This is a genomic window from Campylobacter sp. CH246, from assembly GCF_004378835.1.
GTDB classification, from domain to species: domain Bacteria; phylum Campylobacterota; class Campylobacteria; order Campylobacterales; family Campylobacteraceae; genus Campylobacter_D; species Campylobacter_D jejuni.
Genome location: NZ_RYYA01000002.1, coordinates 16,060 through 37,117 on the forward strand (window position 1 = coordinate 16,060; position 21,058 = coordinate 37,117).

A 21,058-nucleotide genomic window follows, 5' to 3' on the forward strand; every position below is an offset into this window, starting at 1 on the left:
AAAACTAATCAAGGAAAAATAATGACTTTAATTGCAATTTTATGTCTTTATACAGCACTTTTATCTTGGATTTCCTATACTCAAATTCGTTTCTTAGAAAGAGAAAAAGACAAACAAGCTCAAATTTTAAGCGAAAAAGACTATCAAAATGCAGCAGATATTGCCATCGAAAATGAAAAATTTAAACTATTTTCCAATTTTTATAATTTAATCATCAATATTGCATGGATAGGTTTTGGATTTTTATATCTTAAAGAATTGCTTATCTCAAACAACACTCGTTTTGAAAATACTTTATTTTTATTATCTTTTTTAATAATCACAAGTATTTTAAATCTACCTTTAAGTATTTATGAAAGTTTTATCAAAGATAAAGCCCATGGTTTTTCAAATATGACTGTAAAACTTTTTATCAAAGACACTGTAAAAAGTCTTATTTTAACTTTAATATTTGGATTTTTAATCCTTTATGCTTTGATTTTTTGCTATGATTTTTTTGGAACTTTTTGGTGGATTGCGGCCTTTATTTTTGCCTTTTGTATTATAGTGATTATAAATCTCATCTACCCTACCTTGATAGCACCTATTTTTAATAAAATGGAAAAACTAGACGATAAAAATTTACTGAAAAAAATCAGCTCTTTGATGAAACAATGTGGGTTTAGTGCAAATGGGGTTTATGTTATTGATGCAAGCAAAAGAGATAAACGTTTAAATGCTTATTTTGGTGGACTTTTTAAAAGCAAAAGAGTGGTGCTTTTTGATACATTATTAAAAGCCTTAAACGAAAGAGAACTTTTAGCTGTTCTAGGACACGAGCTTGGACATTTTGTTCATAAGGATATTATCAAAGCTTTATTTAACGGTGCTATAGCTATGTTTTTACTTTTTTTTGTTTTTGCAAATTTACCTGAATTTGTTTACTTAGAAAGTCATCTAGAAGGAGTAAATGGTGGCGTGTTTGCTCTTTTATTTATCTTTGCAAATATTTTTAGCTTTTTAATCTCTCCTATGCTTAATGCCTTAAGTAGAAAAAATGAATTTGCGGCTGATCAACACGGAGCCAAAGTTACAAGCAAAGAAGATATGAAAAATGCATTGATAGCTCTAGCAAGAGAAAATAAAGCTTTTATCAAAACAAGTAAAATATATACATTTTTTTATCTCAGTCATCCAAGTATTAATGATAGAATCAAGGCTCTTTCTTGACTATAAAAAATGCTCTTATGGAAGCTAAATCTAGCTTAAAAGGTTATGAAAATGAAGCAGTATTTATACTCTGTGAATATCTAAAAAAAGATAAAGCTTGGTTATTTTTAAACCAAGATATACAAATAGATCATGAACCTTATTTTGAGCTTATAAGGCGTTTTAAATCTGGAGAACCTTTTGAATATATATTTGAAAAAGTGGATTTTTGGGGCTTAGAATTTAAGATAAAAAAAGGCGTTCTAATCCCTCGCTACGATAGTGAAATTTTACTTTTTCAAATTTTAAATTTATGCAAAAAAAATACTTTTAATGGGATTTTAGAAATAGGATTTGGAAGCGGAATTTTAAGCATTGTTTTAGCCAAAGAACTTGGGTTAAAAATCACAGCCTGTGATATCAATCCCAAAGCCTTAGAATTAGCTTTAGAGAATGCCAAATTACACAAAGTCGATCATTTGATTGACTTTAAACTTTGTAATTTTAAGCAAATCAAAGAAAATTATGATTTTATTTTTTCAAATCCGCCCTATATTAAAAATTCATATCCTATAGATATTTGGGTGCAAAAAGAACCCAAAGAGGCTTTATTTGGCGGAGAAAAAGGATATGAAGTTCTAGAAGAAATCATACATTTTTCCCTTGATAAAAAAGTTAAATTTTTAGCTTGCGAATTTGGCTATGATCAAAAAGAAATTTTGGAAAAAATTTTACATCAAAATAATTTCATTGTTGATTTTTTCAAAGATGAACAAGGTTATAATCGTGCTTTTATAGCTAAATTTACAAATATGCGTTATGATAAAAAAATAAAAGGAGAAACTCTTGAAAGCTGTTAATTTATTTTTACTTGCCTCCATCATAGGGGTTGAACTCATACTAGGAATAGTTGTTGCACCAACAATTTTTTTTCCTCAAAATCTTATAGGAGAAGGAGTGTTGAGCCATTTTCAAAGTGGCTTAATGATGACGCAAATTTTTATTAAAATGGGATATTTGCTGATTTTTGTTTCAGTGGTTAATTTTTTATATGAAATTTATTCTCTTATAAAAGATGAAATGAAATTTAAAATAAAATTTTCAAAATTTATGCTAAGTTTGCTTATTTTGATTTTAAGCTTAATATTTGTTTTTTATTTTACTAATACCATAATTGAACTCCAAAAATTAGGCGAAAACACTACAAAAACTCAAGAATTTATCAGCATCCATAATGCAAGTGAAGTGGTGATTAAAATCATCTTAATAATGCAAGTTTTTTTGTATTTCTTAAGCTTTAAAATAGCAAAAAAATGATAAAATATTAAATAAATCCAAAAGAGAAGGAGTAGGCCATGATGATCTCTGATGCAACTATAATGCAACAAAATTATTATTTAAATAATGCACAAAAAGCTAGCGATAAAGCTTTAGAAAATATTGCAGCTGTTCGCGCAATAAGTGGAGTTGATAGTGCTAATTTAGCTATTGCTGATTCTTTAAGATCTCAATCAAGCACTATAGATCAAGGTGTCGCAAATGCTTATGATGCTATAGGGGTTTTACAAATTGCAGATGCTAGCCTTACCAATATCTCTCAAAGTGCAGATAAACTTAATCAACTTTCAGTAAAAATGAACAACGCTGCGCTCAATGATTCTCAAAAAGGAATGCTAAGAACAGAAGCAACACGCATACAAGAATCCATCAATGATTCTTTTAACAATGCAACTTATAATGGAAAAAATGTCTTTCAAACTATGAATTTTGTAGTAGGTAGCGGAACTGAAACTACGAATTTAAATCCATTAGCAACAGGTGGATTAAGCATAGATAATCAAGACAGTATTACAAATTTTATGGATCAACTTGGAAGTTTAAGAAGTGAAATAGGTTCAGGTATCAATGCTATCACATCAAATATTAACGCAAGTGTTCAAAATAGCATCAACTCAAAAGCAGCTGAAAATAATTTACTAAATAATGACATGGCAAAAAATGTCAATGATTTTAATGCCAATTATCTAAAAGAAAATGCTGCTGCTTTTGTTGCTGCGCAATCCAACATGCAGCTTCAAAGCAAAATTGCTAATTTATTACAATAAAATAAGCCCTAAATAGGGCTTATTTTTTATCAAAATGACTTTAGAGCAAATTTTAGAAAAAACCAAAAACGTTCGTCTTGTAGCCGCAAGCAAGTATGTCGATGCAAGTATAATTGAAAAGCTTTTTGATCAAGGTATAGTAGAATTTGGAGAAAATCAAGTCCAAGCTCTAGCACAAAAAAAAGAAAATCTTGATGAAAAAAAACTAGACATAAAGTGGCATTTTATAGGAACGCTACAAAGCAACAAAATCAATCTATTAATCAAACAAAAACCTATATTATGGCACTCTTGCAATGGTATTAAAATAGCTAAAGCTATGAACAAAAGACTTGATTATAAATTAAATACTTTATTAGAAATCAATAGCGCAAATGAAAATAGCAAAAGCGGTCTAGATCCAAATCAAGCCGTAGAAGAATATTTACAAATACAAGAAGAATGCTCTAATTTAAATCTTTGTGGCGTAATGAGCATAGGATCACACAGCCAAGATAAAGAAAATATTATAAAAAGCTTTGAAACTACATTTAAAATTTATGAAATTCTTCAAAAACATGGGGCTAAGATTTGCTCTATGGGGATGAGTAATGATTTTGAAATTGCTATAAAATGCGGATCCAACTTGGTAAGACTCGGAAGCATTTTATTTAAAAATCTTAAGTAAAACAATCTTACTTAAGCATATTTATTAGAAATTTCCTCTACTATACTATCAGAGATAATAAAATCTGTATGATAAAGCAGGCAAGATCCCGCGCTAATAACTTTTAAAACAAGTTTTTTATTATTTTTTTCATTAGGATTATGTGCATTTCTAGCAATTTCATGAATTTCATAGATTAATTCTCTATTTAACCTTGTCAAATCTAGCTCTATGATATTTTTTTCAAATTCCTTAGGTTCTGCGGTAAAATGATTTTCTTCTTTATTTTTAAAATCTTTTTTTGTGCCAAATTTTTTTATAGCTTTAATCTCACCATCTTCAAGACTTTGCAAGTCTTTAATTGCTTTTAAAAAAAAGCTGGGCTTTTCCCCTCCTTCAGCTTTAAATCCCAATACAAAACCATAAGCATTATTTTTCAAATTTTCATCTTTAATGATATTTTCTATTTCTTCTACATTACTTTCAAATACAGTAGCATCAAACGAAGAATAATAATCCAAAATTTCAATTCTACCATAACGCTTATTATTTTTACTCATCATAGATTTAAAATCTTCAATTTTACCTATACTTAAAATTTCTCCATTGTTTTTTAAACCTTCAAACTCTAAACTTTTAACATAATCTATGGCATTAATTTGTTCATAAAATCGATCTAAAGGATGTCCTGAAACATAAATTCCTAAAATTTCTTTTTCATATCCCAATTTTTCCATCACTTCAAATTCTTCATTTTTGGGAGTAAAATTTACTTGAACACCTGAAGTTAACTCCTCTTCACCAAAAAGAGAACTTGCAGCATTTTTTCTTACTTCAGCCATTTTACGCGATGCTTCGCTAAGATTTTCCATATTATCAAACAAAGCTTTTCTAGTAAAACCAAACTCATCAAAAGCCCCTGCCTTAATAAGACTTTCTAATGTTCTACGGTTTATCTTGGTAGGATCTATCTTACCTAAGAAATCATTAATATCCTTAAATTCTCCATCTTGCCTTGCTTCAAGTAAATTTTCAACTGCAGGAATACCCACGCTTTTTATAGCCCCAAGTCCGTATATAATAGCATCCTTGCCATCTTGCTCTAAAGCACTAAATTCACGGATCGCTTTGTTAATCGATGGAGGTAAAAGTTTAATATTCATTTTTTTCATCTCATCAATATAAACAGCAATTTTATCCACATTGTTTTCTTCGCTTGTTAAAAGCGCTGCCATAAATTCACTAGGATAATAAGTTTTTAAATAAGCTGTTTGAAAAGTAATCAACGCATAAGCCGCAGAGTGAGATTTATTAAAACCATATCCTGCAAATTTTACGATAAGCTCCCATAAATCTTCAGCTTTTACTCTATCATATCCTTGTTTTTCTGCTCCATCTGCAAAATCAGTCTTAAGCCTCTTCATCTTCTCAGGATCTTTTTTACCCATAGCACGACGCACTACATCAGCACCTCCTAAAGAAAAGCCACCTATAATTTGAACAATTTGCATAACCTGTTCTTGATAAACAATAACCCCATAAGTAGGTTCTAAAACCTTTTCTAAACTGTCAAAAGGATATTCTATGCTTTTTAAACCGTGCTTTCTATCGATAAAATCATCAAGCATTCCTGATTCCATAGGGCCTGGACGATAAAGCGCAAGAACCGCAATGATATCTTCAAAACGCTCTGGTTTTAAGCGTGCATTTAAGCTTTGCATACCGCCTGATTCGATTTGAAAAATCCCTAAAGTATTTCCACTTTGTATGGTTTTATAAACCTTGCTATCATTTACATCTATAGTTTCCCAAATAATGTCTTTATTGTAACGCTTTTTAATAAGCTTGATCGCATTATTGATTACTGTTAAGGTTTTAAGACCTAAAAAGTCAAATTTTATCAAATCCACATCTTCTAAATGATCTTTAGAATACTGCGTTACCAAATGTCTTTCATCATTTTTACTTTGTCTAAAAAGCGGAGTTTTCTTCCATAAACTTTCATTAGAAATTACAACACCTGCTGCGTGCATACCCGCATTGCGATTTAATCCTTCTAAAGCTCTTGCATACTCCCAAACTTCAAGACCTTTAGGATGACGATCGATAAATTCTTTGATTTTAGGTTCTTTTTCATAAGCAGCATCAAGAGTGATTTTAAGCTCTTCAGGCACAAGTTTAGCAAGCTCATCAGCATCTTGAATACTCATATCACAAACTCTAGCCACATCACGAATCACCCCTTTAGCCAAAAGTTTACCAAAGGTAATCACCTGTGCAACCTTATCTGCTCCATATTTATCAATCACATAATCAATCACTTCAGCACGTCTGTCTTGACAAAAATCCACATCAATATCAGGCATGCTCACACGCTCAGGATTTAAAAAACGCTCAAAAAGTAGACTATAAGGAATAGGATCTAAATCCGTAATCCTTAAACAATAAGAAACCAAACTTCCTGCAGCTGATCCTCTTCCAGGGCCTACTGGAATACCTTTATCTTTAGCCACTTTAATAAAATCATGAACAATAAGCATATAACCTGAAAATTTCATATTTTTAATAATATTAATTTCTACTTCAAGTCTTTGTTTGTATTCTTCATGCTTGCTTTCATCGATAAATTTTAATCTCTCTTCAAGTCCCTTTTTGCAAAGTTCTTCAAAAACTATATCATCATTATCAAAGCTAAATTCTTTTGTTTCTTCAGGTAAGGTAATATTATGATCTTTAGCATATTCTCTTGTAAATTTAAAATTCGGTGGAGTGGGATTGCCAAGATTAAGCTCTAAATTACATTTTTGTGCGATTTCTTGTGTATTTTCTATAGCTTCTGGAATATCTGCAAAAAGCTCACTCATTTGCTCAGGACTTTTAACATAAAATTCATGCACACTATGACGCATTCTATCAGGATCATTAAGTTTTTTTCCCATAGCTATACACATAAAAACCTCATGGGCAGCCGCTCTTTCTTTAAAGGTATAATGCGTATCATTTGTAGCAATAATTTTTATATTTAATTCTTTAGAAAGTCTGATAATATCATCATCTATCATTCTTTGGTCGCCTATACCATGACGCATGATTTCAAAATAAAAATCATCTTTAAAAACTTTTTTATACCATAATGCCACTTCTTTTGCTGCTTCATAGCCTTTTGCACCAAAACGCACATTTCTTTCACTATAAGTATTTAAGTGCCAATTTACTTCACCTTGCAAGCAAGCAGAAGAGCAAATAAGACCTTCGCTATAATCTTCCAAAAGCTTTTTATTGATACGCGGATAATAATACAAACCTTTAATATAACTTTGAGAACTTAAATACATTAAATTTTGATATCCGATCTCATTTTTTGCATACAAACAAAGGTGAAAACGCTGACGAGAACTTTTATCATCTAATTCATCATGATTATGCAAATACGCTTCCATACCAATGATAGGTTTTAAACCTTGTGCTTTCATTGTTTGATAAAAATCAATTGCCCCAAACATATTTCCATGATCTGTCATAGCCACACTTGTAGCACCCTGCTCTTTTAAAGTCAAAGCTAATTCTTTAAGCTTATTGGCCCCATCAAGCAAAGAATATTCTGTATGTAAATGCAAGTGTGTAAATTGACTCATTTTCTTCCTTTAGTTTTTTAAGGCTTATTTTAATTTTGATAAAAATTATAAATTTTTCTCGCTGAATTTGAAAGAAATTGACCCTAAATTTCAACTTAAATTTTACAAAAAGGCAAAAATTCAGCCAAAATAAACTATAATAAAATCTAAGATTTTAATCTTAATAAAAAGAACTTCTCAAAGGATGAAATGATGAAAGTAAAAATTGCTTATTGCAATCTTTGAAATTATCGCCCACAAGCTGCAAGGGTTGCAGAAGAACTACAAAGCGATTTCAAAGATGTTGAAGTAGAATTTGAAATTGGCGGCAGAGGTGATTTTATCGTTGAAGTAGACGGAAAAGTTATCTTCTCTAAAACACAACTTATTAATTGCGAAAGTGAAAGATTTCCATATCAAAATGAAATTAATCAATTAATAAAAAATAGAGTGTAATCAAACACTCTATCATAACATTTTCTCATATTCCTTACCAATATATATGTTTTGCTCATACTCGATAATAGGACGCTTAATACAACTTGGATTTTCCAATACAATTTTTTCAAGTTCTTTTTCATTTAAATTTTTAACTTTTTCTTTGTTTAAGCCAAGTTTTTTAGAAGTTAATCCAGCAGTATTGATAAGTTCTTCAAAAGATTTTTGTTTTAACCATGTGTATAAAATATCTTGATTAATCTTTTTAATATCCATAAAATCAAACACAATACCTTTTTGTGTTAAAGCATCCATAGCTTTCTTTACAGAATTGCAATTTTTAATACCATAAAGTTTCATTTTCTAGCCTTTTTTACCAAATCTGCGATTAAAAAAGCAAGTTCTAATGCTTGATCCGCATTAAGTCTTGGATCGCATTGAGTCTCATAACGATCTTCCAAGCTTTGAGCAGTAACATTGCTTGCACCACCTGTGCATTCTGTTACATCTTTCCCAGTCATTTCAAGATGCACTCCACCTGGATAAACCCCTTCGCTTATTGCAATCTCAAAAAAAGATCTCACTTCTTGCATAATTTTATCAAACTCACGTGTTTTAAAATTGCCTGCTTTTACCGTATTTCCATGCATAGGATCTATGCTATATACTAAATTTAAACCTTCACTTTTAAGTTTAGAGAAAATTTTTGGCAAATTATTGATAATTTTATCTGCACCCATGCGGATAATAATATTTAATCTTCCTTCTTCATTATTTGGATTTAAAACATTTGCTAAAGCTATGATATCATCAGCACTTGCACTAGGTCCTATTTTAACCCCTAAAGGATTTTTTACTCCACTTAAAAAATGCACATGAGCTTCATCAAGCGCCCTTGTTCTTTCACCTATCCAAAGCATGTGAGCTGAACAATCGTAAATTTCTCCACTTAAACTATCCACTCTAGTTAAAGCTTCTTCATAAGGCAAAAGTAAAGCTTCATGTGAAGTATAAACACTAACTTCTCTTAGGCTTGGAGTATTACTTGTATTAATCCCACAAGCTTCCATAAAAGCTAAAGCTTGTGAAATTTTTTCACTGATATCAGTATATTGCTTATGGAGTTCACTCTTTTTTAAAAAACCCAAATTCCAACGATGTACTTCATGCAAATCTGCTAAACCACCCTTAGCAAATCCACGTAACAAATTTAGCGTTGTTGCACTTTGATAATAAGCTTCAAGCATTCTATGTGGATCAGGAATGCGTGCTTGTTCGCTAAATTCAAAACCATTAATAATATCACCACGATAACTAGGAAGACTTATACCATTTAACTCTTCAAAATCACTACTTCTTGGCTTAGCAAACTGCCCTGCAATACGACCAATTTTTATAACAGGGCATCCACCAGCAAATGTAAGCACTATAGCCATTTGAAGTAAAATTTTAAACATATCACGGATATTTACAGCGCCAAAATTTTCAAAACTTTCAGCGCAATCTCCACCTTGAAGTAAAAAAGCTTCTTTTTTACAAACTCTTGCTAAAGACTTTTGAAGATTTCTCACTTCTCCAGCAAAAACCAAAGGAGGAAGTTTCTCAAGTCTTGCTAAAACTCTATTCATTTCCTCTTGATCTGGATAGATAGGTTGCTGTTTTATAGGATAGTTTTTCCAAGAATTCTTAGCCCACATGGTTTTTTCTTTCGTTTTATTTATCAGCTTCCTCTATAAGTTGAATAACCAAAAGGAGAAAGGGTTATTGGAACATGATAATGTTTCTGATCTTTAGAAAGCTCAAAACTTACCTCTACAAAAGGATAAAAAGTATTTATTTTGTGTGATATGTAATAGTCTTTTGTAAAAAATTTAAGCTTATAAATTCCAAAAGCCCTATTTTCAGCTTTTTCATATGGTAATAAATCTCCTATTCTACCATTTTCTTCGGTAAATTCTTCACTTACTTTTTTCCACTGTTGATTTGCTTCCAACTTATAAAGCTCAACTTTTACTTTAGGAGCAGGTTGTCCAGAAGTAATATCCAAGACATGAGTACTTAATTGATATTCAGTAGCACTCAAAAACATTGGCACGCTTGCTAGTATTAATAAAGTTTTTTTAATAGAAAACATTTTCTCTCCTTGTATAATATTTACAAGAAATATTATACAAGAGTATTATTAATAATTAAAATCAAATAAATAATAATTATAAATTAATTATAATTATTTAATTGTTAGACTTATAATAGAAAATAATTATAAATTATTTTTTAAGCTCTTTAATACGCGCTGCTTTACCACGTCTATCTCTTAAGTAGAATAATCTTGCACGGCGTACACGACCACGACGCAAAACAGTAATACTTTCTAAACTTTCACTATAAATAGGGAAAATTCTCTCAACGCCAACATTATTAGCGCCAATTTTACGCACGATAAAAGTTTCACTTACGCCATTACCTCTTCTAGCAATACAAATACCCTCAAAATTTTGGATTCTTGTTTTATCTCCTTCTTTGATGCGAATTGCAAGCTTTAAAGTATCACCAGCACGAAAATCTGGAACATTTTTACCTTCAATTTGTTTTGCTTCAAATTGTTCTATATATTTATTTTTCATAAAAAATCCCTTATTTTTTGCGTTCATGCTCTAAAAATAAATCTGGACGAAAAAATTTCGTTTTGCAAGACGCCAAAGTAGTTTTTAAACTTGCAATTCTAGCGTGATTACCCTTTAAAAACTCTGAAGGAGTATAAAATTTTTTATTTTTTTTCTCAAAAATAAAAGGTTTTGAAAAAGCAGGCGCTTCGAGTAAATTGTTTTCAAAGCTTTCTTCTTCCAAACTTTCCATATTTCCTAAAACACCGTTAACATTTCTTAAAATCGCATCACACATTACAAGCGCAGGTAATTCTCCTCCTGTTAAAATAAAATCCCCTATACTAAAAACTTCATTCGCAAAAATTTCAAGCACTCTTTCATCTATACCTTCATAGCGCCCACATACAAAAACTATATGTTCTTTTTTACTTAAGCGTTTGGCGTCTTTTTGATTAAAGGTTTTACCACTTGGATTTAAAAAAATAAAATAGGGATTTTCTTTTTTTTCTTGAATACTTCTTAACACCTCATACATAGGTTCAGCTTGCATCAAAAGTCCAGCTCCACCACCTATTTTATAATCATCGACTTTATGATAGGAATTTTTAGAAAAATCTCTTGGATTATAAAAATTAAGTTCGAAAAGTTTTTTTTCTTTTGCTCTTGCAAGTATAGAATCTTGAAAGTAAAATTCCATAAGACTAGGGAACAAAGAAACGAAGCTAAATTTCATGAATTTTCTAAAATTAAAAAAGCATCTTGCGTGCAAAAAATCTGTCGTTTTTCTATATCTATATTTTTAACAAATTTATCTAAATATGGAATAAAAAATATTTTAGGATATTTTTTTTCAACCCATTTTTCATCACTTTGAATTTCAAATAAATAAGAAGCTCCAGTTTCCAAGATATCAACCACTTTACCTAATCTCTTATCTTCTTCAAAAACTTCACACTCTAAAATATCAAAATAAAAAAACTCATCTTTTTTTAATTTACAAGTTTGTCTACTTTTCTCGATACTCTGAAAAAGAATAAGATTAGTTAATTCTTTGGCCTTTTCTATATCTTCATAATTTTCAAATAAAACAGTAGAATTGCTTGTATTATAATGCTTAATCTTTAACATTTCTTTAGTGTTTTTTATAAAAAAAGTAGCATCTTTTTTAAATTGAGAAGAAAAGTCGCTCAGGTTATGCAATTTTACATAACCCTTAAGACCCACAGTTTTACCAAGTTTTGCAACTTGAACAAAATCTTTTTCACTCAAGTGCTTTTACCGTTACTCTATAAGAACTTGCATCCTTGCTCTTATAAGCAGAGATTACAGTTTTTATAGCATTGATCATTTTTCCATTTTTACCTATAAGCTTACCTGTATCAACCTTATGTGCAAAAAGAACAATCTCAAAAAAATTTTCACTTAATTCAATTTTTTGAGTATCAATCTGTTCAGGATAATCTGCAATTAATTTTGCGTATTCTCTAAGAAAATTCTCTACCATGATTATTTGCTAGTGATAGAAGCAACTTTATCGCTAAGTTTTGCACCAACGCTTTTCCAATAAGCTAAACGCTCTGCATCAACTTTAATTACTTCAGGTTCTACCATAGGATTATAATACCCAATACTTTCTATCCAACCACCATCACGACGTTTTCTACTGTCCGTAACTACAATACGATAAAATGGTCTTTTAGTTCTACCCATTCTTGTAAGTCTAATAACTGTCATTTATACTCCTTAAAAAATTAAAAATTTTATTTATAGATACTATAAAAAGTATTTATAAATAAAATTTAAAACTGTCTTCTAGCTTGACTCATCATTTGTGTCAAACTCTCCATTCCTTTTTTACCTGAAAATCTTTTTGCAAGTTTTGCTGCATTGCTAAATTGTTTTAAAAAACGATTGACTTCTACCTGAGAAAGACCTGCTCCCTCTGCTATACGACGCTTTCTAGCATTATTTAATAAATCAGGATTTTCTCTTTCTTTTGGAGTCATTGAAGAAATCATTGCTTTAATGTGTATAATTTCTTTAGAATTATCCAAATCTATATCTTTTACCGCATTTGCCATTCCACCAAGTCCTGGTATCATACCGATTAAAGACTTCATACTTCCTAATTTTTTAATACTTTCCATTTGGTTAAGAAAATCATTAAAATTAAATTCCCCTTTTTTGATTTTTTGATTGAGTTTTTTAGCTTCTTTTTCATCAATCACTGCAGCAGTTTTTTCAGCTAAAGTAGCCAAATCACCCTCGCCCATAATGCGACTTACTATACGATCTGGTATAAAAACTTCTAAATCTGCTACTTTTTCACCTACACCAATAAATCTTAAAGGAATACCGATTTGTTTTGCTATACCCAAGGCTACTCCACCTTTAGTATCTGCATCAAATTTTGATAAAATTACCCCGCTGATATTCAAAGCTTCATTAAAACTAGCCGCAGTCTTAACCCCATCTTGACCACTCATTGCATCAGCAACATAGAAAATCTCATCAGGATTTAAAACATTCTTAACTGCTTTTAATTCATTCATCAAAGCCTCATCTATAGCCAAACGTCCAGCAGTATCCACAAGCAAAACATCCACCATGGAACTTTCAGCCTTTTTTAAAGCCTCTTTAGCAACTCTAATAGGATCTTTTTCATTTTCTATAAAGAAAAGTTCAATTTCATTAGCTTCACAAAGTTGTCTTAGTTGCTCCACCGCTGCTAAACGCTGCAAATCACAAGCTGCAACTAAGACTTTTTTATTGCGTAATTTTAAATAATTTGCGAGTTTGATAGTGCTTGTAGTCTTACCGCCCCCTTGCAAACCTGCCATTAGAACTACTGTTGGGGGTTTAGAAGCAAAAACAAAACCTTGATTTTTGCCATTGACACTTAAAATATTTTCTAAATTTATTTTAATGGCATTTAAAAATTGTTTTTGACCTATGCCATTTTGTTTTACATCTTCTTCTATTAAAGTCAAAAGCTCTTTAGTTACCTTATGATGAACATCTGCTTTTAAAAGAGCTTTTTTTAAGGTTTCTAAAGCGTTCTTAAGTGCTTTTTCATCATCAACAAAACGTAATTTATTAATCGCTGATTTAAAAGATTCGCTGACTAACTCAAACACTTTATCACCTTTCTATAAAATTTTTAAATTAAACCTTGCATTATACAAAATTTTTTCTTAAATGGCTTTAAAAATCTAAATTTTTTATCTCAAAGCCAAATTTTGTAAAACCACTATCTAAATTAGCCTTAAAATGATAATCAAAAATTTTAATTTCATAGCTATGCAAATACATTCTATCGCTTGAAATTTTAGCATATTTTTCATCGCCTATAACACCATGTTTTATAAATTTAGCATGTACTCTGATTTGATGAGTTCTACCTGTTTGAATGATTATTTTTGCTAAGGTTTTTTTTGACTGTATCATAATAGGAGTAATGATACTTAAGGCACTTAAACCATCTTTTGAAACTTTACTTAACGCCCCGCCTTTTGCTTTTATAGTAAAAATAGGCTCGTTCACTTCAACCTCTTCAGCCAAAACCCCATCTAAAACCGCAATATAACTTTTATAAACTCTGTGCTTTTTAAATTCTTCTATACAAAGCTTTCTAAAATCTTCATCTTTGCAAAGCAAAATCACACCGCTTGTTTCTTTATCTAAACGATTTAAAAGCTTGGCATTAAATTTTTTCTCCAAGTCTTCACTCACATAAGCATAAGGTTTATTAATAGCAATAATCTTATCATCTTCAAAAATAATTTGAGGATTTTTGGTTTTAATCACATTAAATCTTGCCTTATCGCTCATCAAAGCTCTAGCAACCACAACTTTTTTTCCATGTGAAAAAACACAACCCTTATCAATCAAATCTTTAGCTTCACGATTTGAAATTTTTTCTTGCAAAGCTAAGAGTTTATAAGCTTTTTCTTGCATCAATTCCCTTTTGTATGGTTTGTACGATAAGATCTAAATTTTCTTTTTTGGAAATTTTAGCTTTTAAATTTAAATAATGAATTTTATCATTTAAATCTTTTAATTTTTCACAAAAATATACATTTTCCACTTCTTCAAACAAAACCTTTTGATTGTGAATAAATTTCCCGCTGATTAATACATTATCAAAATATGCCGCTTCTATAGGATTGTGTCCTCCTATGCCTTCTATGAAAGAACCTCCAAGCACAACAACATCAGAAATTGCATAAAAATTTACAAGCTCCCCTAAAGCATCTAAAAGCAAAATTTTTTTAGAAAATTTCTTATTTTCATCTTTTAAAGAACTAAATTTTTCAAATTCTAAACCTTTGTTTAAAAGCAAATTTTCAACTTCTTTAAAACGTTCAGGGTGTCGTGGGGCGATAATGAGTTTTTCATTTTCTTCTAGTTTAAAATGATCAAGCAAAAGCTCTTCTTCATCCTTATGAGTACTGGCAAAAATGATAAGTTTTTCCTTAGGTTTGGTATAAATTTTATTATTTTTAATTTCTAAATTTGCCTTAATATTTTTAAAAATTTTAACATTTTTAGCTCCCAAACTTTCAAGTCTTGCTTTATCTAAATCACTTTGAGCAAAAACTTCATCAATATAAGAAAAAATTTTTTTATAAAAAAAAGAAAATCTTTGATAAGAATGATAAGACTTATCAGATATTCTCGCATTAAGCAAAATAATCTTAGCCTTATAAATACGTGCCATAAAAACAAGCATAAGCCAATATTCTGCTTCAAAAATTACCAAAACCTTGCAAGGCTTAAGCCAAAAAGGCAAAAAATTTTCAAAAGCAAGATAATTTACCTTTTTACAAAATTCTTTTGCACATTCAAAACCTGTTTGAGTAATAGTAGTTATTCTTGAATCAAATTTCAAAACCAAAGTTTTAATACTTCTTACCTCCCCGTAAGAACAAGCATGAAAATGTACATCAGCTTTTTCTTGATGTAAATTTTTATAAAGAAAAAATCGGGATTTTAAACTAGTTTTGTATTTGGATTTTAAAAAAGAAAGCAAAAGAATAAAGACAGCACAAAATAAAAATGCCGTCCAAGTTAAAAAATAATAAAAAAAGATCAATTTTGTTCTTCTTGCTCTTTATAAAGAATTCTTCCACAATGAGGACAAGTTACAATCTCTTCGCCTTTTACAACAGATAGATAGGTCTTATCGTAAATTTTCATAAAACATCCATAGCATGCTTGTTTCTTAACGGGTACTACAGCAGTATTTTTCGCCCATTTGCGAATTTTCTCATAAAAACTTAGAACTTTTTGATTCATCTCGCCCACAAGTTTGGTTTTTTTATCATAAACACTCATTCTATCTTTTTCAAGAACTTCCATTTCAGATTTAATACTTACTCTAATCTCATTAATATTTTGCTCTTGTTTGATTTTTTCTTCTTCGAGTTCTTTTTTATAAGTTTCTTTATTCTCTAAAATTTTATCCAGTCTTACAATCTCATCATTTGCAGCGTCCAATTGCTCTTTTGCAATATCTTCTTCAATTTTTAAAGCATTAGCTTCTTTTTCTGTTTTTACTGCGCCACTTTTTTTAGAAAGCTCTTTAATTTTTGCTGAAAACTCAGAAATATGAGCATTATTTTGCACTTTTTGATTTTCTATATCTTTGATTTCTTCATCGATTTTTTCTAAATCTGTGTTGATTTTTCCTATTTTTAACTCAGCATCTTTTAAAGTCCTATTAATACTGTCTATTTTTGGTTCATAACTATCAATTTCTTGATCTATTTTTGATAAAAGCACTAATTGTTCGAGATATTTATTCATTTATTTTCCTTAAAAATATTGAAATGGATTTTTTGAAACTGTTATTATAACTTGTAGTGGCAAATTTTTCAAGTCTTTTGCTAAACATTGAGAAAAATATCTCTCACTTTCAAAATGACCTAAATCAATAAGACTGATTTGATTGCTAAGCGCCTCTAAAGCTTGATGATATTTAAAATCTCCACTTAAAAAACAATCTGCATCTACTTTATAAATTAAATCCCCGCCACTTCCAGTACATATAGCAATACGCTTAATGTCTTTTTTACCACAATCGCTTACACGTAAAATTTGTAAATTTAACTTTTTTTTCACCCAGTCACACAAAGTTTCAAAAGACATAGAATTTTCTACATAAATTAAAAATTCGTCTTTAAAAAAAATTTTAAAACCTAAAATTTCTTCCGTAAAATAAGTATTTAAATGACTTAAATCATAATTTGTATGCATACTGATTAAAGAAATATTTTTACAAATCATTTCTTTAATAAAAGCCCTAGGATAAGTCTTGTCATATAAATCTTTTAAACCTTTAAATATCAAAGGGTGATGTGTGATAATTAAAGAATTTTCACTCGCTTCTTTAATAATATTTTCATCAATATCTAAGCTTAAATAAACAGTTGAAATTTCACCATCCTTATCTCCAAGCAAAATTCCACTATTATCCCATGATTCTTGGATATTAAAGGGACTTAATTGATCTAAAAAATTATAAATTTCACTCAGCTTCATTTAAATTTTTCTTATAAATTTCAGCACAATTTTTTGAAAGTTCACGAATTTTTAACATATAATCTTGTCTTTGTGCTACAGAAATTGCTCCTCTTGCATCCAAAAGATTAAAAGTATGTGCAGCAAGCATACAATAATCATAAGCAGGCAAAGCCAATCCTTGTTCTAAAATATTTTTACATTCTTTGTAAGAGTTTTCAAACTGCTCATTTAAGATTTTAATATCACTTACTTCAAAATTGTATTTACTAAATTCATATTCACTTTGCTTATGCACATCTGCGTATTTAATTTTTTCTCCATTAAATTCACTCCAAACTACATCATAAACATTATCAACATTTTGAAGATACATGGCTATTCTTTCAAGACCATAGGTAATTTCAGCACTTACTAAATCTACTGCTATACCACCAACTTGCTGAAAATAAGTAAATTGAGTGACTTCCATGCCATCAAGCCATACTTCCCAGCCTAAACCCCAAGCACCCAAACTTGGACTCTCCCAATTATCTTCAACAAAACGAATATCATGACTTTTTAAATCAAAACCTAAATTTTCAAGACTTTTAAGATACAATTCTTGGATATTATCAGGACTAGGTTTAATTAAAACTTGAAATTGATAATAAGCACCTAAGCGATTGGGATTTTCACCATAACGTCCATCAGCAGGCCTTCTGCTTGGAGCCACATAAGCAGCTGCCCAAGGTTTTTTTCCTAAACTTCTTAAAAAAGTTGCTGGATGAAAGGTTCCTGCACCTGCTGGCATATCATAAGGTTGCATAATCGCACAACCTTGCTCTTGCCAATAATTTTGTAAATTAAGTATCATTTGTGAAAAAGTCATTGTATCTCTCTTTATTGTTCCATATTTTCAATAGGTTTTTCTAAATTTTTATTCATTTCCAAATCAGGCTCTGTCTTAGCTCCAAAAATTTCTGCGGTTTTACTCCACATTAATTTATATTTACGCTTGAGAAATTCTATCTCTTCACGCGCATGTTTTAGCTCATTGTTTAAGGTTTCTATAGTTTTTCTATCTTCATCATAAAGTTCTTGCATAGAATAAAGGGCGTCTTTTAAAAATTTATTCTCATTTTTTAATGCTTCAAGTGTTTCATCTTTAGCATCTAAAACTTTTTCATGCAAATTTAAAATAGTTCCTATTGTTTTTTCAACAAAACTTTCTCCTGCTAAAGTCATTGAATTTACCATTGCAGTTTGAGATTTTGCAGAACTAGGTACTACACTAAAAGTACCTTGATGAGCTTCGATGTAAATTTTACCCTCTTCTTCTTTAAAATTTAAAGCCCCATTGGCCATCATACCCTTAACCACATCTTCATTTAAATGCACAAGTTTACAAAATTCTTCAAGTTCAAGATAGGTTTGCATTTTTATCCCTTATAATAAAACTTCTACTTCTTTTGAATCAGATACAAGTTTTTTTTCTTTTTCAAGACGATCTTCTTTAAGCTTTTGTGCTAAATCAACATCATAAATAGCTAAAATTTGCATAGCCAAATAAGCAGCATTGATCGCTCCAGCCTTACCAATAGCTAAAGTTCCTACAGGAATTCCACTAGGCATTTGCACCGTAGAAAACAAAGAATCCATACTTGCAAGATTACTTCCTGGCATAGGCACTCCTAAAACAGGTTTTGTTGTATAAGCTGCAACAGCTCCAGCTAAATGCGCTGCCATTCCAGCTGCTGCTATAAAAACCTTCGCACCTTTTTCTTCAGCATTTGCAATATACTCTTTTGTTCTTTTTGGACTACGATGAGCTGATGAAATGATAAGTTCATACTTTACCCCAAAACTTTCTAAAGTTTTAGCAGCCTCTTTCATAGTCTCATAATCACTCTTGCTTCCCATTAAAATAGAAACAAAATTCATCTATATTTCCTTTCTTAAAAAACTTAATGCACTGATTTTATTTGGTAATTGGATTTCATGTTCATTACCGCTATGAATTTCGCTAAATTCTTTATTGTTTTTAGCAATGAGTTTTTTAAACTCTATAAAATATCTATCCTCTTTTTGATAAATTTTACCTAGTTCATTATCGCAAGTTTGAATCACATCGCCTAAAGGAGCTAAAATTTCATAAGGCGTGTTTAAAACGATTTTCCCTTTACATTTAAAAAAGCTTCCATCTTCGCTTATAGCATGTACTTGATGAGAACCTTCTTCTATGCTTGTATTATGATTTTGCGTGTCGGTTTTTTCTAAAGGACGCGAAACAAGATAGCCATCTGTAAAACCACGATTCTTAAGCGTAGCAATCTCTTTTTCATACTTACTTGACTCAAATTTACCCTCTAAAGCATCTTGTATGGCCATTTTATAAGTCCTTGTTGTAAGCGCAACATAATATTCGCTTTTAGTACGCCCTTCTATTTTAAAAGCACTGATACAATTTTCTTGCATGATTTTTTCTATATAAGAACAAAGATTTAAATCCTTAGAATTAAACACATGAGTACCATTTTCATCTTCTTCTAAACGAAATAAAGTACCATTTTCTGGATTTTTAGCATAAAGCTCATAATTAAATCTGCAATCATTTGCACAAGATCCACGATTACTCATTCTTCCACTTTGCACAGAGCTTATTAAACAACGCCCTGAATAAGCAAAACACATAGAACCATGCACAAAAGCTTCAAGTTCAATATCGCAATTTTCCTTTAAAGCTTTAGCGTCTTTAAGCCCTAATTCTCTGGCAATTACAACCCTTTTAGCACCCATATCCTTATAAACTTGAGCATCTAAATAATTTAAAATATTTGCCTGAGTAGAAACATGTAAAGAAATTTCAGGTGCAAGTTCTTTAACAAGACGCATAGCTCCAACAGAAGCTACAATAAAAGCATCGGGTTTCATCTCACGTAATTTTAATATATGTCTTTTTAAACCTTCAATTTGAGAACTCAAATGAAAACCATTTAAAGTAACATAAATTTTCTTACCACACTTATGGGTATATTTAATAGCTTCTTCAAAACTTTCATAATTAAATTCTCTTGCGGTGCGTGATCTTAAAGAAAAATTATTCACACCCGCATAAACCGCATCTGCGCCGTAAGCTAAAGCAATTTTTAATTTTGTGAAATTTCCTGCAGGAGCTACTATTTCAGGAATGATCATTTTTGCCCTAAACTTGCAATTAAAGCTTCTATATCATCATTACTTACAACATCGGCAGTACTATCACCTTCAATATGCACTGCAGAACTTACACGTTTTTTATCATCAATTTTACCTTCAAATAAAGAACTCATATAACGGCTTAAAGCACGCATTACATTAATAACACGTTCGATTTTTTGACGATGTATATCTTGATACTGCATTGCATCCATTGCCATCATCACTTCATCTTGTCCGCTTTGAAGATTTCCGACAATCTCCTTGGAACTTTTTTTAGCTTGATTGTTTAATTCTAAAGCTTCACTGAAACTTTCCACATTAGGAAATTTTTCACTAAGTTTAGAAAAAATATCAATATTTTTTTCTATTACTTTATTTATTTCTTTGAGTAAACTTTCAGAATCCGCAAAAAAATTATTAATACTTTCAAGCTTATCCATCATTTCCGTTGCTTTAAGCTCGCTATCTTTTGTAACATCATCTAACTGATGTACAACTTTATGCTCCTGATTTGGTGGGGGTGGTGGCCATACCACGCTAGGATTAGGTTTGTAATCAGCTATTTTGACATCTTCTAACATCAAAGCATCTTCTTCGGTATTCGATTCTTCGGTTTTTACCTCTGCTTCTTTCTCTGAATCAAGATCAACATCACCATTCATCAAAGCATCAAGCTCTTCTTGAGTCATTTTTTTCCTTTTTTTAAATCTAGATTTTCAATAATTGCTCAAAATTATAATCAATTTTATCTAAAACAAA

At 30.4% G+C, this 21,058-nt stretch carries 25 protein-coding genes; 6 read left to right on the forward strand and 19 right to left on the reverse strand.

What is annotated here, in order from left to right; genetic code table 11:
* Positions 1–21: 21 nt before the first annotated feature.
* Genes ELQ06_RS01715 through ELQ06_RS01735 form a run of 5 tightly spaced genes read left to right on the forward strand, consistent with a single transcriptional unit; the run spans position 22 to position 3,960 of the window.
* The gene (locus tag ELQ06_RS01715) at positions 22–1,209 is read left to right on the forward strand and encodes a M48 family metallopeptidase (RefSeq protein WP_052794038.1); all 1,188 of its coding nucleotides are present in this window, start codon (positions 22–24) and stop codon (positions 1,207–1,209) included.
* Positions 1,206–2,048 (forward strand): HemK/PrmC family methyltransferase, encoded by an 843-nt coding sequence (locus ELQ06_RS01720; RefSeq protein WP_052794039.1) that lies wholly within the window; start codon positions 1,206–1,208, stop codon positions 2,046–2,048. Before ELQ06_RS01715 ends, ELQ06_RS01720 begins: the two co-directional genes overlap by 4 nt.
* Positions 2,035–2,505, forward strand: a complete 471-nt coding sequence (locus ELQ06_RS01725; protein WP_002928402.1) for a DUF4149 domain-containing protein — start codon at positions 2,035–2,037, stop codon at positions 2,503–2,505. Before ELQ06_RS01720 ends, ELQ06_RS01725 begins: the two co-directional genes overlap by 14 nt.
* A 38-nt stretch (positions 2,506–2,543) precedes the next feature.
* A complete protein-coding gene (gene flaC / locus ELQ06_RS01730; protein WP_052797757.1) occupies positions 2,544–3,293 on the forward strand; it encodes a flagellin C in 750 nt (249 codons plus the stop codon).
* 34 nt (positions 3,294–3,327) lie between these two features.
* Positions 3,328–3,960, forward strand: a complete 633-nt coding sequence (locus ELQ06_RS01735) for a YggS family pyridoxal phosphate-dependent enzyme (protein WP_052794041.1) — start codon at positions 3,328–3,330, stop codon at positions 3,958–3,960.
* An 11-nt stretch (positions 3,961–3,971) separates the two neighbouring features.
* Here the strand turns inward: ELQ06_RS01735 and dnaE are convergent, their stop codons facing one another.
* On the reverse strand, positions 3,972–7,574 hold the full coding sequence (gene dnaE / locus ELQ06_RS01740) for a DNA polymerase III subunit alpha (RefSeq protein WP_052797758.1): 3,603 nt from the start codon (positions 7,572–7,574) through the stop codon (positions 3,972–3,974).
* Positions 7,575–7,766: 192 nt separating this feature from the next.
* Here dnaE and ELQ06_RS09025 point away from each other — a divergent pair, with 192 nt between their 5' ends.
* Entirely contained in the window at positions 7,767–8,009 is a 243-nt protein-coding gene (locus tag ELQ06_RS09025; RefSeq protein ID WP_257406500.1) for a SelT/SelW/SelH family (seleno)protein, read from the forward strand.
* A gap of 12 nt (positions 8,010–8,021) precedes the next feature.
* Here ELQ06_RS09025 and ELQ06_RS01750 read toward each other — a convergent pair whose 3' ends face one another.
* The 18 genes from ELQ06_RS01750 to ELQ06_RS01835 all read right to left on the reverse strand — a co-directional run bounded on the left by ELQ06_RS01750 (position 8,022) and on the right by ELQ06_RS01835 (position 20,988).
* A complete protein-coding gene (locus ELQ06_RS01750) occupies positions 8,022–8,351 on the reverse strand; it encodes an ArsC/Spx/MgsR family protein (RefSeq protein ID WP_002854966.1) in 330 nt (109 codons plus the stop codon).
* On the reverse strand, positions 8,348–9,688 hold the full coding sequence (locus tag ELQ06_RS01755) for a 3-deoxy-7-phosphoheptulonate synthase class II (RefSeq protein ID WP_052782027.1): 1,341 nt from the start codon (positions 9,686–9,688) through the stop codon (positions 8,348–8,350). The genes ELQ06_RS01750 and ELQ06_RS01755 overlap by 4 nt, the downstream gene beginning before the upstream one ends.
* 23 nt (positions 9,689–9,711) lie before the next feature.
* The gene (gene uraH / locus ELQ06_RS01760; RefSeq protein ID WP_052782026.1) at positions 9,712–10,125 is read right to left on the reverse strand and encodes a hydroxyisourate hydrolase; all 414 of its coding nucleotides are present in this window, start codon (positions 10,123–10,125) and stop codon (positions 9,712–9,714) included.
* A 133-nt stretch (positions 10,126–10,258) separates the two neighbouring features.
* Positions 10,259–10,615, reverse strand: a complete 357-nt coding sequence (rplS, locus tag ELQ06_RS01765) for a 50S ribosomal protein L19 (protein WP_002852307.1) — start codon at positions 10,613–10,615, stop codon at positions 10,259–10,261.
* 10 nt (positions 10,616–10,625) lie between these two features.
* The gene (gene trmD / locus ELQ06_RS01770) at positions 10,626–11,330 is read right to left on the reverse strand and encodes a tRNA (guanosine(37)-N1)-methyltransferase TrmD (RefSeq protein WP_052782025.1); all 705 of its coding nucleotides are present in this window, start codon (positions 11,328–11,330) and stop codon (positions 10,626–10,628) included.
* Positions 11,327–11,866 (reverse strand): ribosome maturation factor RimM, encoded by a 540-nt coding sequence (rimM, locus tag ELQ06_RS01775; RefSeq protein ID WP_002868041.1) that lies wholly within the window; start codon positions 11,864–11,866, stop codon positions 11,327–11,329. Before rimM ends, trmD begins: the two co-directional genes overlap by 4 nt.
* On the reverse strand, positions 11,859–12,101 hold the full coding sequence (locus ELQ06_RS01780) for a KH domain-containing protein (RefSeq protein ID WP_002852144.1): 243 nt from the start codon (positions 12,099–12,101) through the stop codon (positions 11,859–11,861). The genes rimM and ELQ06_RS01780 overlap by 8 nt, the downstream gene beginning before the upstream one ends.
* A gap of 2 nt (positions 12,102–12,103) precedes the next feature.
* Positions 12,104–12,331, reverse strand: coding sequence for a 30S ribosomal protein S16 (rpsP, locus tag ELQ06_RS01785; protein WP_002852274.1), 228 nt, complete (start codon positions 12,329–12,331; stop codon positions 12,104–12,106).
* A gap of 65 nt (positions 12,332–12,396) precedes the next feature.
* Positions 12,397–13,734, reverse strand: a complete 1,338-nt coding sequence (gene ffh, locus ELQ06_RS01790) for a signal recognition particle protein (protein ID WP_052782024.1) — start codon at positions 13,732–13,734, stop codon at positions 12,397–12,399.
* A gap of 67 nt (positions 13,735–13,801) precedes the next feature.
* Entirely contained in the window at positions 13,802–14,554 is a 753-nt protein-coding gene (locus ELQ06_RS01795) for an RluA family pseudouridine synthase (RefSeq protein WP_052782023.1), read from the reverse strand.
* A complete protein-coding gene (gene waaA / locus ELQ06_RS01800) occupies positions 14,535–15,692 on the reverse strand; it encodes a lipid IV(A) 3-deoxy-D-manno-octulosonic acid transferase (protein WP_052782022.1) in 1,158 nt (385 codons plus the stop codon). The genes ELQ06_RS01795 and waaA overlap by 20 nt, the downstream gene beginning before the upstream one ends.
* Positions 15,689–16,405 carry a zinc ribbon domain-containing protein gene (locus tag ELQ06_RS01805; RefSeq protein ID WP_002856929.1) on the reverse strand — a complete coding sequence of 239 codons (717 nt, stop codon included), beginning with the start codon at positions 16,403–16,405 and terminating at the stop codon, positions 15,689–15,691. Before ELQ06_RS01805 ends, waaA begins: the two co-directional genes overlap by 4 nt.
* Before the next feature lie 9 nt (positions 16,406–16,414).
* The gene (locus ELQ06_RS01810; protein WP_052782021.1) at positions 16,415–17,140 is read right to left on the reverse strand and encodes a Nif3-like dinuclear metal center hexameric protein; all 726 of its coding nucleotides are present in this window, start codon (positions 17,138–17,140) and stop codon (positions 16,415–16,417) included.
* On the reverse strand, positions 17,127–17,990 hold the full coding sequence (gene glyQ / locus ELQ06_RS01815; protein WP_052782020.1) for a glycine--tRNA ligase subunit alpha: 864 nt from the start codon (positions 17,988–17,990) through the stop codon (positions 17,127–17,129). Before glyQ ends, ELQ06_RS01810 begins: the two co-directional genes overlap by 14 nt.
* A gap of 11 nt (positions 17,991–18,001) precedes the next feature.
* Positions 18,002–18,538 carry a DUF3972 domain-containing protein gene (locus ELQ06_RS01820; RefSeq protein WP_002852251.1) on the reverse strand — a complete coding sequence of 179 codons (537 nt, stop codon included), beginning with the start codon at positions 18,536–18,538 and terminating at the stop codon, positions 18,002–18,004.
* 9 nt (positions 18,539–18,547) lie between these two features.
* On the reverse strand, positions 18,548–19,042 hold the full coding sequence (gene purE / locus ELQ06_RS01825; protein WP_002866547.1) for a 5-(carboxyamino)imidazole ribonucleotide mutase: 495 nt from the start codon (positions 19,040–19,042) through the stop codon (positions 18,548–18,550).
* On the reverse strand, positions 19,043–20,296 hold the full coding sequence (locus ELQ06_RS01830; protein WP_052797759.1) for a peptidase U32 family protein: 1,254 nt from the start codon (positions 20,294–20,296) through the stop codon (positions 19,043–19,045). It lies immediately after the preceding gene.
* Entirely contained in the window at positions 20,293–20,988 is a 696-nt protein-coding gene (locus ELQ06_RS01835; protein WP_052797760.1) for a chemotaxis protein, read from the reverse strand. Before ELQ06_RS01835 ends, ELQ06_RS01830 begins: the two co-directional genes overlap by 4 nt.
* Between the last annotated feature and the right edge of the window lie 70 nt (positions 20,989–21,058).